At 50.5% G+C, this 13,848-nt stretch carries 17 protein-coding genes; 15 read left to right on the top strand and 2 right to left on the bottom strand.

The annotated features are described in order from the left end of the window. The first annotated feature begins 2 nt into the window (after nucleotides 1-2). From E5355_RS12105 to E5355_RS12160, 12 genes are all read left to right on the top strand, one after another. The gene (locus E5355_RS12105; RefSeq protein ID WP_005682963.1) at nucleotides 3-329 is read left to right on the top strand and encodes a DUF4133 domain-containing protein; all 327 of its coding nucleotides are present in this window, start codon (nucleotides 3-5) and stop codon (nucleotides 327-329) included. Continuing rightward, nucleotides 326-2,863: a TraG family conjugative transposon ATPase gene (locus E5355_RS12110; protein WP_135035950.1), complete on the top strand. Its 2,538-nt coding sequence runs from the start codon at nucleotides 326-328 to the stop codon at nucleotides 2,861-2,863. Before E5355_RS12105 ends, E5355_RS12110 begins: the two co-directional genes overlap by 4 nt. Further along, entirely contained in the window at nucleotides 2,860-3,216 is a 357-nt protein-coding gene (locus tag E5355_RS12115) for a DUF3876 domain-containing protein (protein WP_135035947.1), read from the top strand. The genes E5355_RS12110 and E5355_RS12115 overlap by 4 nt, the downstream gene beginning before the upstream one ends. Further along, nucleotides 3,213-3,842 carry a DUF4141 domain-containing protein gene (locus tag E5355_RS12120; protein ID WP_135035944.1) on the top strand — a complete coding sequence of 210 codons (630 nt, stop codon included), beginning with the start codon at nucleotides 3,213-3,215 and terminating at the stop codon, nucleotides 3,840-3,842. The genes E5355_RS12115 and E5355_RS12120 overlap by 4 nt, the downstream gene beginning before the upstream one ends. 3 nt (nucleotides 3,843-3,845) lie before the next feature. Continuing rightward, nucleotides 3,846-4,859, top strand: coding sequence for a conjugative transposon protein TraJ (gene traJ, locus E5355_RS12125; RefSeq protein WP_135035941.1), 1,014 nt, complete (start codon nucleotides 3,846-3,848; stop codon nucleotides 4,857-4,859). Nucleotides 4,860-5,072: 213 nt separating this feature from the next. Beyond that, nucleotides 5,073-5,696, top strand: coding sequence for a conjugative transposon protein TraK (traK, locus tag E5355_RS12130; protein ID WP_117741520.1), 624 nt, complete (start codon nucleotides 5,073-5,075; stop codon nucleotides 5,694-5,696). After that, the gene (locus tag E5355_RS12135) at nucleotides 5,693-5,947 is read left to right on the top strand and encodes a TraL conjugative transposon family protein (RefSeq protein WP_228099392.1); all 255 of its coding nucleotides are present in this window, start codon (nucleotides 5,693-5,695) and stop codon (nucleotides 5,945-5,947) included. The genes traK and E5355_RS12135 overlap by 4 nt, the downstream gene beginning before the upstream one ends. Then, the gene (traM, locus tag E5355_RS12140) at nucleotides 5,944-7,230 is read left to right on the top strand and encodes a conjugative transposon protein TraM (RefSeq protein ID WP_135035938.1); all 1,287 of its coding nucleotides are present in this window, start codon (nucleotides 5,944-5,946) and stop codon (nucleotides 7,228-7,230) included. The genes E5355_RS12135 and traM overlap by 4 nt, the downstream gene beginning before the upstream one ends. A gap of 64 nt (nucleotides 7,231-7,294) precedes the next feature. After that, nucleotides 7,295-8,209: a conjugative transposon protein TraN gene (gene traN, locus E5355_RS12145; protein ID WP_005682970.1), complete on the top strand. Its 915-nt coding sequence runs from the start codon at nucleotides 7,295-7,297 to the stop codon at nucleotides 8,207-8,209. Next, a complete protein-coding gene (locus tag E5355_RS12150) occupies nucleotides 8,206-8,784 on the top strand; it encodes a conjugal transfer protein TraO (RefSeq protein WP_005682971.1) in 579 nt (192 codons plus the stop codon). The genes traN and E5355_RS12150 overlap by 4 nt, the downstream gene beginning before the upstream one ends. 21 nt (nucleotides 8,785-8,805) lie before the next feature. Beyond that, the gene (locus E5355_RS12155) at nucleotides 8,806-9,261 is read left to right on the top strand and encodes a DUF3872 domain-containing protein (protein WP_005682972.1); all 456 of its coding nucleotides are present in this window, start codon (nucleotides 8,806-8,808) and stop codon (nucleotides 9,259-9,261) included. Next, complete coding sequence (locus tag E5355_RS12160; protein ID WP_369995091.1) at nucleotides 9,254-9,757, top strand: glycoside hydrolase family protein; 504 nt, start codon at nucleotides 9,254-9,256, stop codon at nucleotides 9,755-9,757. Before E5355_RS12155 ends, E5355_RS12160 begins: the two co-directional genes overlap by 8 nt. 113 nt (nucleotides 9,758-9,870) lie before the next feature. Here the strand turns inward: E5355_RS12160 and E5355_RS12165 are convergent, their stop codons facing one another. Next, nucleotides 9,871-10,593 (bottom strand): TetR/AcrR family transcriptional regulator, encoded by a 723-nt coding sequence (locus E5355_RS12165; RefSeq protein ID WP_005682974.1) that lies wholly within the window; start codon nucleotides 10,591-10,593, stop codon nucleotides 9,871-9,873. After that, nucleotides 10,590-11,834 (bottom strand): aminotransferase class I/II-fold pyridoxal phosphate-dependent enzyme, encoded by a 1,245-nt coding sequence (locus E5355_RS12170; RefSeq protein WP_057281340.1) that lies wholly within the window; start codon nucleotides 11,832-11,834, stop codon nucleotides 10,590-10,592. Before E5355_RS12170 ends, E5355_RS12165 begins: the two co-directional genes overlap by 4 nt. 81 nt (nucleotides 11,835-11,915) lie before the next feature. Between E5355_RS12170 and E5355_RS12175 the strand changes: the two genes are divergently transcribed. Genes E5355_RS12175 through E5355_RS12185 form a run of 3 tightly spaced genes read left to right on the top strand, consistent with a single transcriptional unit; the run spans nucleotide 11,916 to nucleotide 13,809 of the window. Then, a complete protein-coding gene (locus tag E5355_RS12175) occupies nucleotides 11,916-12,239 on the top strand; it encodes a hypothetical protein (protein WP_100263100.1) in 324 nt (107 codons plus the stop codon). Between the two features lie 54 nt (nucleotides 12,240-12,293). Further along, nucleotides 12,294-12,662, top strand: a complete 369-nt coding sequence (locus tag E5355_RS12180) for a DUF4377 domain-containing protein (RefSeq protein WP_005682977.1) — start codon at nucleotides 12,294-12,296, stop codon at nucleotides 12,660-12,662. A 22-nt stretch (nucleotides 12,663-12,684) separates the two neighbouring features. Beyond that, nucleotides 12,685-13,809, top strand: coding sequence for a M12 family metallopeptidase (locus E5355_RS12185; protein WP_005682978.1), 1,125 nt, complete (start codon nucleotides 12,685-12,687; stop codon nucleotides 13,807-13,809). Nucleotides 13,810-13,848 lie beyond the last annotated feature (39 nt).

A 13,848-nucleotide genomic window follows, 5' to 3' on the forward strand; every position in this document is an offset into this window, starting at 1 on the left:
GCATGGAGTATCCGGTAAACAAAGGCGCGGGCAATTCCGTCGAGTTCAAGGGGCTCAAGTCGCAATACCTGTTCGTCTTCGCGGGCGGACTGACGGTGGTGCTCCTTGCGGTGGTCATCCTCTATCTGGCAGGCGTGGACCAGTGGATATGCATTCCTTTCGGAATCGTATCCGGCGGTCTGCTGGTATGGGTGACGTTCCGGCTGAACGCCCGTTACGGTGAACACGGGCTGATGAAGCTGCTGGCCGGGAAACGGCACCCGCGCTACCTGATTCACCGCAAAAGAGTTTTCAGATTATTCACGAAAAGAAAGAAGAAACAACCATGAGAAATGTATTGAAAGCGGAAACGCTGGAACGCAAGTTCCCCCTGCTGTCGGTGGAGAACGGCTGCATCGTGAGCAAGGATGCAGACCTGACCGTGGCTTTCGAGGTGGAGCTTCCCGAACTGTATACGGTGACGGCGGACGAGTACGAGGCCATGCACGCCTCCTGGATAAAAGCCATAAAGGTACTGCCCGAACACAGCGTGGTGTGCAAGCAGGACTGGTTCGTCAAGGAGACCTACCGCCCGAAAACCGGCGGGGAGGAACAGAGCTTCCTTGCACGCAGCTACGAGCGGCACTTCAACGAAAGGCCCTTCCTGAACCACAGATGCTACCTGTACCTGACGAAGACCACCCGTGAGCGCAACCGTCGGCAGAGTGACTTCAGCACCCTCTGCCGCGGCTTCCTGCTGCCCAGGGAGATAACCGACAAGGAGGCGGCGGAGCGTTTCCTTGAGGCGGTGGAACAGTTCGAGCGCATCATGAACGATTCCGGGCACGTAAGGCTGCGCCGCCTGGATACGGACGAGGTGACCGGCACCAAAGAACATCCCGGACTGGTGGAGAAGTATTTTTCCCTCTCGCTGGAGGACGGGACCGCCGTGCTACAGGACATCTGCCTCAAGCCCGGGCGGATGCGTATCGGTGACAAGCGGCTCTGCCTGCATACCCTTTCGGACGCGGAGGACCTGCCGGGCAAGCTCTCCACCGACATGCGTTACGAGCGTATGTCCACGGACCGGAGCGACTGCCGGCTGTCCTTTGCCGCCCCCGTGGGGCTGCTGCTGTCGTGCAACCATATCTATTCGCAATATGTGTTCATCGACAGCGCGCAGGAGATCCTGCAAATGATGGAGAAGAACTCGCGCAACATGCTCTCGCTGTCGAAATACAGCCGGAGCAACGCGGTGAACCAGGAGTGGACGGAAATGTACCTGGATGAGGCGCACGCCAAAGGGCTGCTGCCCGTCAGGTGCCACTGCAACGTCATCGCCTGGGCCGAGGATGCGGACGAGTTCCGCCGTATCAGGAACGATACGGGCAGCCAGCTCGCCATGATGGAATGTACGCCGAGGTACAACACCGTCGATACCCCGGTGCTCTACTGGGCGGGCATCCCCGGCAATGCGGGCGACTTTCCCGCCGAAGAGTCGTTCTACACCTTTCTGGAGCAGGCGGTCTGCCTCTTTGCCGGGGAGACCAATTACCGGAACTCGCCCAGCCCGTTCGGTATCCGCATGGCGGACCGGCAGAACGGCATCCCGGTGCATGTGGACATTTCCGACCTTCCGATGAAGCGCGGCATCATCACCAACCGCAACAAATTTATCCTGGGGCCAAGCGGAAGCGGCAAGTCCTTTTTTACCAACCATCTGGTGCGCAACTATTACGAGCAGGGCACGCATATCCTGCTGGTGGACACGGGAAACAGCTACCAGGGGCTGTGCCGCATGATCCATGACCGTACCCAGGGAGAGGACGGGATATACATCACGTACGAGGAAGACAACCCGATATCCTTCAACCCGTTCTACACCGACTCCGGACAGTTCGACGTGGAGAAGCGCGAGAGCATCAAGACCCTGATACTGACCTTGTGGAAACGGGAGGACGAGGCTCCCACACGTGCGGAGGAGGTGGCGCTGTCGGGCGCGGTGAACGCCTATATCCGGAAAATATCGGGGGACCGGAGCGTCAGGCCGGACTTCAACGGATTCTACGAGTTCGTGTCGGTTGACTACCGCCGGATGATTGAGGAGAAGAGGGTACGTGAGAAGGATTTCGACATTGACGGCTTCCTGAACGTGCTGGAACCTTTCTACCGGGGAGGCGACTACGACTTCCTGCTGAACTCCGACAAGGAGCTGGACCTGACAAACAAGCGGTTCATCGTGTTCGAGCTGGACAACATCGGCAGTAACAAGGTGCTGCTTCCGGTGGTGACGCTGATCATCATGGAAACCTTCATCGCCAAGATGCGCAGGCTGAAAGGTGTCCGTAAGATGATACTGATAGAAGAATGCTGGAAAGCGCTGATGTCCGCCAACATGAGTGAGTATATCAAGTACCTTTTCAAGACCGTCCGGAAATATTTCGGCGAGGCGGTGGTGGTGACGCAGGAGGTGGACGACATCATCTCGTCCCCGATTGTGAAGGAGGCCATTATCAACAACTCCGACTGCAAGATACTGCTGGACCAGCGGAAATACATGAACAAGTTCGAGCATATCCAGCGGCTGCTCGGCCTGACCGACAAGGAGAAGGGGCAGATTCTCTCCATCAACCAGGCGAACCATCCCGGACGTTCCTACCGGGAGGTGTGGATCGGGCTGGGCGGTACCCATTCGGCGGTGTATGCCACGGAAGTGAGCGAGGAAGAGTATTTCACGTTCTCGACGGAAGAGTCCGAGAAGCTGGAAGTGCAGCGGTTGGCGGAAGAATCCGGAGGAGACCTGGAGGCTGCCGTCAGACGGATGGCGGAGAAGAGACGGGAAGAACAGAGACAAACATCAACCTTCAAACAAGAACGATTATGAGAAACAGACCCTTTGTGAAACTGGCGGTGTGCCTGATAAGCATGGCCGCCCTGATATTGCAGAGCTGCTCGGAGAACGGTACCGACCGTGACAAGCTTTGCGGCTCGTGGACCAGTGTGGAAGGCAAGCCGGACGTGCTGGTATATAAGGAAGGAGAAGCCTACAAGGTGACGGTATTCGCCCGCAGCGGCAAGACACGCGTGCTGAAACCGAAGACCTACCTGCTGGTGGAGGAGAACGGCAACCTGTTCATCAACACGGGCTACCGCATCGATGTGTCCTACAACGAGGCGACGGACGTACTGACTTTCTCCCCCAACGGGGACTATGTACGCAAGGAGGAACGCCCATGAGAGCGAAGTCACTCCTGATAGGGACCGTGTTCGCCTTGTGCGGTACCGCTGCGGACGCGCAATGGGTGGTGACCGACCCCGGCAACCTTGCCCAAAGCATCATCAACATGTCGGACAACATCGCCCACACCTCCAAGACCGCCGTGAATACGGCCGAGAGTTTCGCCGAGACGGTGAAAATCTACGAGCAGGCGAAGAGGTATTACGACCAGCTCAAAGCGGTGAACAACCTGATACAGGACGCCCGCAAGGTGCGCGACATCATCCTTATGGTGGGCGACGTGTCGGACATCTACGTGACCAACTTCGGGAAGATGATGAACGACGGGAACTTCTCGCCCCGTGAGCTGGATGCCATCGCCTTCGGTTACGCCCGGCTGCTGGAGGAGAGCAACGGCGTGTTGCAGGACCTCAGGCAGGTCATCAACGTGAGCACGCTCTCCATGACCGACAAGGACCGTATGGACGTGGTGGACCGCTGCTACTACGAGATGCGCCGCTACCGCAACCTGGTGAGCTACTATACGAACAAGAACATTGCCGTGAGCTATCTCAGGGCCAGGAAGAAGAACGACCTGGACCGCGTGATGCGGCTCTACGGGGATGAAACCTCCAAATACTGGTAGCCTATGGTACTTTTGTCGATAGATTTCGCCAACCTGCATACCATACTGGAGACCCTGTATGGAGAAATGATGCCCCTTTGCGAGGAGATGATGGACGTGGGCAAGGGGCTTGCCGGACTGGGGGCGCTCTTCTATGTCGCCGTCCGCGTGTGGCAGTCGATGGCGCGCGCCGAGCCGGTAGACGTGTATCCGCTGCTCCGTCCCTTTGCCATCGGCATCTGCATCCTGCTCTTTCCCACACTGGTGCTCGGCACGCTGAACAGTGTGCTCAGCCCCATCGTGCAGGGCACGCACAAGATGCTGGAGGGGCAGACGCTGGACATGGAACAGTACCGTGCCCAGAAGGAGGAGCTGGAACGGGAAGCCATGCTGCGCAATCCCGAGACCGCCCACCTGGTGAGCGACGAGGAGTTCGACCGACAGCTGGACGAGCTGGGCTGGTCACCCACGGACGCCGCCTCGCGGCTGGGCATGTACGTGGAAGTGGGGATGTACAATCTGGAGAAAAAAATCCGTGATGCGTTCCGCAGCCTGCTGGAACTGATATTCGCGGCGGCATCGCTGCTGATAGACACCGTACGGACCTTTTTCCTGGTCGTGCTCTCCATACTGGGCCCTGTGGCGTTCGCCTTCAGCGTGTGGGACGGCTTCCAGTCCACGCTCGGGCAGTGGTTCACAAGGTATATCTCCGTCTATCTGTGGCTTCCGGTGAGCGACCTGTTCAGCACCCTGCTCGCCAAGCTCCAGGTGCTGATGCTCCGGAATGACATCCAGGAGTTGCAGGGCAATCCCGACTACTCGATAGACAACTCCAACAGCGTGTACATAATTTTTATGCTGATAGGGATTATCGGGTACTTCACCGTCCCGACGGTGGCGGGCTGGATTGTGCAGGCGGGCGGTGCCGGAAATTTCAGCCGTAACCTGAACCGTACCGCCACGAAAGCGGGCAGTTTTGCTGCCGGGGTGGGCGGTTCCGTGCTGGGGAATATCGGAGGACGGCTGAGAGGAAAATAACAGAGACCGGTTTGAGGGATGCGTATGCTGCATACGGCTACTAACGTATGCAGCCTGATACGACTAACGTTAGTAACCGTGCACTACTAACGTATGTAGCGACCTGCTACTAACGTATGTAACAAGCCGTCACTAACGTATGTCGCCAAGAGCACCATACATATCCCGCCGGAAGAAAGAAAAAATCAATCAATCCAAAGAAACGATTCATACATGGAATTCAAGTCATTGACCAACATTGAAAGCAGCTTCCGCCGCATCCGGCTGATGCTGGCGGTCTTCACCGGCTGCTGTGCGCTCGTCACCGGCTATGCGCTGTGGAGCTCGTACCGCTTCGCCGAGAGGCAGCGTGAGAAAATCTACGTGCTGGACGGCGGCAAGTCGCTGATGATGGCCCTCTCGCAGGACCTTTCACAGAACCGTCCCGCCGAGGCGAGGGAGCACGTGAGGCGCTTTCACGAGCTGTTCTTCTCGCTCTCGCCCCAGAAGGATGCCATCGGGCACAACATCAACCGCGCCCTGCAACTGGCGGACAAGAGTGCCTACCACTATTATGTGGACTTTGCCGAGAAGGGTTATTACAACCGGCTGATTTCGGGCAACATCAACCAGGTGGTGCATGTGGACAGCGTGGTGTGCGATTTCGCCGTTTATCCTTACAAGGCAACAACGTATGCCCGCCAGATGATCATCAGGGAGAGCAACGTGACCGAGCGCAGCCTTGTCACCTCCTGCTCGCTCCAGAACACGGGGCGCTCGGACGACAATCCGAACGGGTTCATCATCGAGCAGTTCACCATCCTGGAGAACAAGGACATAAGGAGCACGGAGCGATGAAAAGAGGATATGCCAGCCTGAGACGGGCGGACGGCCGGATACGGCTGTTCTGCCGCCGCCTGACAAGAAGACAACGGAGTCTGGTGACAATCACCGCCTTCCTTCTGTTCCTGGCCGCCTGCCTGTACACGATTGTCTCCGCGCTCTCCGGTCCGGGAAAGAGTGACGGAACGATGAGCATAGAACATATCCGGCGGCTCGACTTGCGACCGGAGAACAATACCAATCCATCCAAACAACTGCTACGATGAAAACGGATATACAGAAGATAAAGAAACTGCTGGGACTGTCGGGTGACGAGCCGCTGACACCCGAAGAGAAACGCCGGCGTGCGAAGTTTGTCATCTACCCGCTTTTTTTCCTGATGTTCGCGGGGGCCATTCTGCTGATATACGCCCCGACACAGAAGGAAAGGGAGGAAGCCGGAAAAGGCCTGGGCTTCAATACGGAGATTCCATCGCCCGAAGAGACCCGCATGGAGGGCAACAAAGTCAGCGCCTACGAACGGGATGCCCTGGCGAAAAAGGAGAGAAAGCGCAAGGACACCTTTCAGGAAATGTCGGAACTGTTCAACAAGAAGCGGAACGACACCCTGCGTGTTGCGCAGGGCGGAGTGAACGTGGAGCTTCCCCCGGAACCGGAAGCCATGACACCCCGCAGTCCGGTGCGTTCGTCCACGGAGGCCTACCGCAACATGAACCGCTCGCTCCATACCATCCATGAGCCGCGCGACCATCCGCAGGACAAGGAGCTGCTGCGGCGCATCGAGAATCTGGAAAAGAGGCAGTCCGGGGAGCACCCTGACGGCGGCGGGCAGTCACTGGAAGAGAAGATGGCACTGATGGAGAAGTCATACGAACTGGCGGCCCGTTACAACGGGAAGCAGACGACCGCCGCTCCGGCAGCCGACCGGAAAGAACGGACCGCCGCCCGACCGGTGAAGCAGGTGCGGCAGCAGGTGGTATCCTCCCTGTCTCGGCCGATGAATGACGAAGAGGGGATTTCCGGAGAGCGGAATACGGGATTCCATACCCCCATCGGCAAGACGCTCTCCCCGGACAGGAACACCATCGCCGCCTGCGTGCACGGGACGCAGACCGTATCGGACGGGCAGGCCTTGCGTCTCCGGCTGCTGGAACCCATGGCGGTGGACGACCGCCTCATACCCAAAGGCACCCTGCTGACCGGAAGCGCACGTATCCAGGGGGAACGGCTGGACGTGCTCGTCGAGACGGTGGAATACAAAGGGGCGGTCATCCCGGTGGAGCTGGAAGTGTATGACGCCGACGGCGGGCAGGGAATACTTGTTCCGAACTCGCTGGAATACGATGCCGTGCGTGAGATAGCCGCCAACATGGGAACCTCGATGGGGAGCAGCATCAACATCTCGACGGACGCCGGTGCTCAGATAGCCTCGGATGTGGGGAAAGGCGTGATACAGGGCGTGTCACAGTACGTCACCAAGAGGATGCGGACGGTGAAAATCACGCTGAAGGCCGGGCACAGGCTGCTGCTCCATACCCCGGAGCGGTAAGAACCGGTCCGGGTGGAAAAAGAGAAAACACAATTATTCAACAACCAACCAACAACAATCGGACATGAAGAAGATTCTGATGATGTTTGCCCTTCTGACGGGCTTTTTAGCTGCCCATGCGCAGCAGAGTAGCGGAGATTATTTTGAAGGGCTGAGCCGCAAGATAGGCTTCAGCCGGATGATACCTCCGCATGGTCTGGAAATCACCTACGACAAGACGGTGCATGTGATTTTCCCCTCATCCGTCAAGTACGTGGACCTCGGTTCCCCCAACCTGATAGCCGGCAAGGCGGACGGCGCGGAGAACGTGATCCGGGTGAAGGCCACGAGGAAGCATTTCCGTAACGAGACGAACATGAGCGTGATTACCGAGGACGGTAACTTTTACACGTTTAATGTCAAGTATGCCGACGAGCCGCTGCTGCTGAATGTGGAGATGTGCGACTTCATCCATGACGGGGAGGCGGTGAACCGTCCCAACAACGCGATGGAGATCTATTTGCAGGAACTGGGCAACGAGTCGCCCAGGCTGGTGCGCCTGGTCATGAAGTCCGTGCACGGACAGGACAAGCGGAGAGTGAAGCACATCGGCTGTAAGCGGTTCGGCGTGCAATACCTGCTCAAAGGGCTCTATGCGCACGGTGACCTGCTTTATTTCCATACCGAGGTAAGAAATTCCACCCACGTGCCTTTCGATGTGGACTTCGTGACCTTCAAGATCGTGGACAAGAAGATAGTGAAACGTACCGCCATGCAGGAACAGGTCATCTGTCCGCTACGTGCCTTCAATTACCTGACCCGTGTGGACGGGAAAAAGAGCGGGAGAACGGTGTTTGCCCTGCCCAAGTTCACCCTCCCCGATGACAAGAAACTGGTGGTGGAGATGTATGAGAAACAAGGGGGACGCCACCAGTCCTTTGAGATAGAGAATGAAGATCTGGTGCGTGCCGAGACTATCAATGAACTGAAAGTGCGATGAAAAGGTATGTGTATATCACCCTTGCGCTGCTTGCCCTTATGGCGGGGCAAGCCCATGCGCAACGCTGTCTGCCGGGAATGAAGGGTGTCCGTCTCACGGCGGAAATGGCGGACGGATTTTACTGCGGAGCGAACCGGCACGATGCCGGTTACGCCTTCTCTCTGGCCGTTTCCACCTACACGAAAAAAGGAAACCAGTGGGTGTTCGGCGGGGAGACGCTCCGGCGCAACATCCCATACAGGAACACGCATATTCCGACGGCGCAATACACGGGCGAGGGCGGCTATTACCATACGTTCTTTTCCTCGCCGGGCAAGGTGCTGTTCCTGAACCTCGGTGTCTCGGCCCTGCTGGGGTATGAGACGGTAAACGGAGGCAAGAAACTGCTGGATGACGGTGCCGCCCTGCACAGGTGTGAATCGTTCATTTACGGCGGTGCGGCGACACTGGAAGCGGAAGGTTACCTGTCGGACAGGGTTGTCCTGCTGCTTCGGCTGCGTGAGCGGTTTGTGTGGGGCGGCGCCTCGGGCCGTTGCCACTGCCAGTATGGAATCGGAGTCAAATACATTTTCTAACCCTAAAACAGATATATACCCATGAAGAGAAAAATCCTTGATTGTATGATGGCGGCCTGCTGCCTGGCTGCCGCCCTTTTTTGTCTTGTTTCTTGTGACGGCGGGCTGGATGTCCGGCAGGAATACCCGTTCACGGTGGAAGCCATGCCGGTGGCGGACGGGATAGCAAACGGCGAAACGGTGGAAATCCGTCTGGAAATCAGACCGGAAGGCAACTTTGCCGGAACGGTCTATACGCTGAGGTACTTCCAGCCGGACGGCAAGGGCAGCCTGAAGATGGAGAACGGCACGGTGCTGAAGCCCAATGACCGCTACCTGCTGAATGAACGGAGATTCCGGCTGTATTACACTTCGCAAAGCGCGGATGACTCGCAAACCATCGACCTCTATTTTGAGGACAACTGGGGGAATATGCGGCAGCTGACCTACGGTTTCAATGTGAATGATGCGGAAAACAACGTTCCGGACAATGAGTAGGGCATGGCTCAGGCTGACGGCCGGAGTGTTTATGGCGTTTGTGGTCTCCTCCGCTTTTGCCCAAGGAAAGGGGGAAGTGCCGGATTCGCTGTTTGACAAGGCCGTGGAATTCATCAAACGGGCGGAAGGCTGGCATCGGGGACAGATGCCTTACATCGGTTACGGGCATTGCTTGCTTCCGGGGGAGACATTGACCGAGAACCTGAGCAAGGCACAGGCCGATTCGCTGCTGAGGAGTGACCTTAGAAAGTGTTGTGATGCGTTCCGGGAGTTTGAAAATGATGCATTGCTTTTGGGCGTTTTGAGCTATAATGTGGGCATTTTCAGATTGAAGGGCCATGGCAGGATACCGAAAAGCCGGTTGATACGGAAGCTGGAAAAAGGCGAGCGTGACATCTATGAGGAGTATGTTTCCTTTAGGTGCTATAAGGGGAAAGTCATTCCAAGCATAGAGAGAAGAAGAAAAGCCGAGTTTGCGCTTTTCTATATACCTTGATTATAAAAAAAACCGTGAACGACGATGGGGAAATCGATGTTCACGGCTTTTTTTTCTGCAATTTTTACTCATCTTCAAATCAGTATATACGGCTGGTTATTCCAATTTGTGCTTTAGATTGAAATGATAATGTCTTGTGGTATTCCCGTATAATATGCTATTTTTCCCACTGGTATATTATCTTCCTTCATTTTTATTATTATATCAATGGTTTCTCTGGTAAGAGAAGATGGTATAGGGGTGAACAGAATATCTGACAGTTTATTTATGGCTTTAATAACTCTTTGCCTGTCTGATTCCATTTTTAAATTTATACCACTGAAAGTAGAAAGTTCATCATGCAAAATGAGATAGTATATTCCGCCTATTATCAGTGCGGATATGGTTACAATGTCAATATCCGTATCTGAGAACAGTTTTGAATATTTTTGGCATAGAGGCAATGTATGTAATTCTCGTAACCGGGCGGTACGCTGACTGGTTTCATTATTATTAGCCAGTTCCCATTTCAGAAGCTCTTGCATTGCTTTGTTCTCCGATAAAGAATGGAACAATCCTGTCAGAATGTTCGTGTACAATTCTTTATCATTGCTTGATTGTTTCTGGGACTTTATGATATCATTGAACCAGTAATCGTACTTTTTGACATACTCATCAATAAACTTGTTCAAATCCTCATATCTATGGTAGAATTGGACAGGTTCGATTTCTGCCAGATGTATGATACCGGTAACTGTCAATTTTGAAAATCCATCATTTTCAATCAATTGATTTGCCGCATCAAGTATACTTTCTTCTATGTCCTTTGCACTTCTTCGCTTTCTCCTTTCTTTCATTGTTCCTTTTTTATTTTTATATCTTTATTTATATCATTAAGAGCGTTGATTAAAGCATCCAACTGTTCATGTTCATGCGTGGCAAGAACACTGACCCTTAATCTGGCCTCTTTGGTTCTTACTGCCGGATATACAATTCCAATTGTAAAGATACCTTTTTCCTGTAACATTTTAGCTATTTCATAAACTTTTTTATTATCTCTTATCATAATGGGGAAAATAGGTGACACGGATTTGCCTATGTCAAACCCTTCGGTTGTCAGCCGGCTCCTGAGGTAATCGGTATTTTCCCAAAGTCTGGCTCTTATTGCCGGTTCTTTCTTTATTATTTCCAAAGCTTTCAAAATGGATGCGGTTACTTGTGGTGTAGGGGCTGCCGAGAAGACATTGCTGTCCGCATAAAATTTCAGGTATTGTATTATCTTTTTTGAGGCGGCGGCAAATCCTCCCACACAACCAAATGATTTGCTGAATGTTCCGGTGATGATATCCACTTGCCCCAAACAATTGAAATGTTCTGCTGTTCCTCTACCGTTGGCTCCCATTACACCTATTCCGTGTGCATCATCCAGCATCAACATAGCTTCATGGGTTTTGCAAAGAGAAATTATTTCCGGGAGCAAGGACAAATCCCCATCTTGTGAATATACCCCGTCTATTATTACAAGTCTGGTCTGATATTGATCTTTGGTTTCTTTCAGCGTTTTCTCTAAATATTCCAAATCATTGTGTCCTATTCGCTTTACATTTGTTCCTTTTAATCCTGCCATTGCGCTTGTATGGATATAAGGATCCACTAACGCAATGTCATTTTGACCTAATAAGGCTCTTAATATCCCTGCATTTGCCCCGAAACCGGAAGAAAACAGCATTGCGTCCTCCTGCCCTACAAAAGATGCGATTTCTTGTTCCAGTTGTTGATGTATATCGAGATAGCCACCTATAACCTGTGCGGCACAAGCACCTGTTCCATATTTGATAATAGCATCTATTCCAGCCTGTTTGGTTTCCTCTCGTTGTGACATTCCCAAATAGTCATTGGAGATAAATGCAGTGACAGGTCGGTCAAAGTCTTCAATGGTCATTGTTGACCCGACTCCTGTCTGGGAAGTTATCCAATAGCTTTTGCAACCAAATTCATTTAATTGATTGATGTACTGCTGGAAGTCGTCAGCTCTCTCGATAGCGTTCTTCTTTAAAGAAAGTTCAAAGTCTTTTAATGAGTAATAAACATTTTCCATATTAATATAATTTAGATTGTATAGTACAAATATAGATATTATTTGTGTTTATCAACATATAATGGCAAAAAACATCTAAAAATGTTATTTTATATACAATATAGATTGTATATTTGTGCTGTAAACAATAAAAATAAGGATATGAAAATGGATTTTAAATTAAGGTGGGTGCAGTTAATTGCTCTTTTCTGCTTGATTGGAGTATGTTCAAGTTGCTTGGATGATGATAAGCGCGAAGATTGGAGTGAAACTATAAACTTATATGTAGCATCTCAAACTGCGGATTTTTATCCTCAGGAATTTCCAAGTGGAATTGAACCATTGGAAGGTATTCAAGTAAAGGAAAACATATCTGCTTTGTTGATACAATTTTATAATAGTAATTGTGTTTTTATTAGCAATTAGGAATATCTTTCTATTTAATTATATCTATTTATTTCATGTTTAATTGATTGTGGTATGTGTTGTAAATTTTTTAAGCGTAGTAATTTGTTGTTGTTTCTACTTTCTTTATTGTCTCTTTGTATAGGTTGCAATGAAGATGATAAAGAAAGAATTGTTGTAATGAATGTGTCATCTGATTTAGTTTGGACGGGAAGTAGACCACCTGGTAATTCAACGGATTTGGTGAAAGTTATGGAATGTACGATTGAAGGAACTGAGGAAATTCTGTATTTGAGTAAAAATGCGATTGAAGGTTTTGAGTATGTTGAAGGTTTTCGGTATAAAATCAGGGTTAGGATTGTTGAATTAGATAATCCTCCAGCTGATGGTTATACTGAGAGATATGAATTATTAGAAGTTGTGCTAAAAGAGAAAATATCCTAAGTTTAATTAAATATTTATTATTATGAAAAAGATTGGATTTTATTCATTGTTGTTGTCATGTGTCTTTTTGTTTTCTTGTCAAGAAGATGAAGGCTTAGTAGCTGTTTCACAGAATAGTAATGATAGTGCTTTGGAAAGTATTGTTATACTGAAGTCTGGGGTTGAAGTAGAGAAAAGAGGTGAAAATTACTTCTTTGGCGGAGATATGATTTTGTCTCCTGAACAATTGAGGTCGTTGGATGAAACAGGGGCTATTGCCGGTGATGTTACAGGAGATTTGGAGCGTGATTTATCATTGAATCCGGTGACAAATTTGCCTATAAATGTTGATAATTTGCTACAAACGAGAAATTTAGGAATTTATCCAACATCTTATAATCTTTGGGCTATGGTGAGATTTGTTTATGATGGTAATTTAACGTCTACACAAAAAGGATATATAAAGCAAGCACTTTTGGAGCTTCAGTCAAAAACTAATTTGCGTTTTTATAATGCGACAGGGGAACCAACGAAAGATCCTGTGTATGGATTTGATTATCCTTATGTCAATTTTAAGAGTATAGGTGATTCTGATGTAAGTACTTCTTATGTAGGTCGTATTGGAGGTAAACAGGATATATCATTGGCAGATTTTGCTTTTAGAGATGCCTCATATGGTGATTATGGTGTAATAATACATGAAATTTGTCATGCTGTTGGTATGTTGCATGAACAAAGTCGGCCGGATAGAGATGATTATGTTAATATTGATTGGAATAATTTGACTAGTAGTGGTAAAAAACAGTTTGATAAGCAGACTACGAATTATCATTATCGTGGCAATTATGATTATAACTCTGTAATGGGGTATGGTTCTAAGACAACTAGTTTGTCTATAGTTATTGACAAATCAAAACCGATGTATACGAAAAAAGATGGTTCTTTGATTTATCAAGGAAGTACAGTTTCGAATTTGGATAGAATGTGGATTAATTATTTGTATTTACCTTATGTGGCTCGTTCCGATGTTTATCGTGAATTAGATGCTATTGTGTATGATGGAGATAATAGAATATTAACAGAGCAAGAAAGATTGCAATTACAAGCTCAGTTGAATAATGGAAATCCCAATCCTCCTGCCGGTGGGCGTATTCCAAATGAATTTTAAATATCTTTTATAAATAGAATTGAGGGTCATGCTATGTAT

The sequence above is a fragment of the Bacteroides muris (ex Afrizal et al. 2022) genome, assembly GCF_004793475.1.
GTDB lineage: Bacteria > Bacteroidota > Bacteroidia > Bacteroidales > Bacteroidaceae > Bacteroides > Bacteroides muris.